Origin of the sequence: Candidatus Clostridium helianthi (assembly GCF_045310795.1) — a bacterium.
In the GTDB taxonomy this organism is placed as follows: Bacteria; Bacillota; Clostridia; order Clostridiales; family Clostridiaceae; genus Clostridium; species Clostridium helianthi.
In genome coordinates, this window is the sequence record NZ_JBJIAB010000107.1 from 1 (window position 1) to 1,160 (window position 1,160).

The window sequence follows — 1,160 nt, forward strand, 5'->3', positions numbered from 1 at the left end:
GCTATAAAATTAAGTATAGATTTATTTTAATTATGTGCTATTTTTAGGTCTCAACATCGCAATCAACACAACTCAAATTGTGAAGAAATGATTACTATTTAACTAACAGATAAATAGTTATTTATCATTAAAATTAAATGGAGGTTTGATTATGTATTATGAACAATCTAGGAACTTTATTTATAAGAATGCTAGACCACTTGATATAGCAAGATGGAAATACCTGTTTGAAAACGGGAGCAACGAAGATGTTCTGACAGCATTAATTGCATACCAAAATGAGGATGGAGGCTTTGGAAATGCACTTGAGCCAGATTGTTGGAATCCTAATTCATCTCCAGTGCAAACGTGGGTTGCCACGGAAATCATTAAAGAGATAAATCTGAAGGATAAAAATCACCCAATTATACAAGGAGTATTGAATTATTTGTCCTCAGGAAAGGATTTTGATGGACATACATGGTCAAATGCAGTGGCTACTAACAATGATTATCCTCATGCACCTTGGTGGAATTTCGAACCTTATCAGGAAACATCATATAATCCTACAGCATGCTTTATTGGTTTTATATTGAAATTTGCAGATAAAAATAGCAAACTTTTTGAATTGGCTTGTGTCCTTGCTAAAGAAGCATACAGTTATTTTAAGGTGAATTTTCCTATGGAATCTATGCACACTGTTTCTTGCTTTGTTGAATTATATGAGTATATAAAAGAATGTTCAATTAACAATCTTTTGGATATAGAGGAATTCAGTACTTTACTACACGAACAGATTCAACATGTTATAACATATGACACATCAAAGTGGACAGTTGATTATGTATGTAAACCATCTTTATTCATAGATACTAAAACAAGCGATTTCTATATGGAGAATAAAGAAATATGCGATTATGAATGTGAATTTATTTTAAATACTCAAGAATTAGATGGTACATGGGGTATTACATGGTCATGGACAGACTATCCTGAACAATGGAACATTAGCAAGAATTGGTGGAAATCAGATTTGATTATAAAAAATATACGATATATTAAAGCACTACACAGTTAAATTTCTAATTTATCGCTTAGTTAATTCATAATTTGAGTTGGCTTGATTGCGATGTTGAGACTAAAATAATAACATAAACTCAAGATATAGCTGATCTTTGTAG

Annotated in this window: 1 protein-coding gene; it reads left to right on the top strand. The window is 31.1% G+C overall.

The genetic code is table 11. The features are described 5' to 3' along the window. Positions 1 to 151: 151 nt before the first annotated feature. Positions 152 to 1,057 carry a hypothetical protein gene (locus tag ACJDTP_RS27375; protein WP_406763001.1) on the top strand — a complete coding sequence of 302 codons (906 nt, stop codon included), beginning with the start codon at positions 152 to 154 and terminating at the stop codon, positions 1,055 to 1,057. The last annotated feature ends 103 nt before the right edge of the window (positions 1,058 to 1,160 follow it).

Bases quoted from the DNA above. Each gene is read 5' to 3' on its own strand.
- ACJDTP_RS27375 (WP_406763001.1), top strand. From the start codon at position 152: ATGTATTATGAACAATCTAGGAACTTTATTTATAAGAATGCTAGACCA.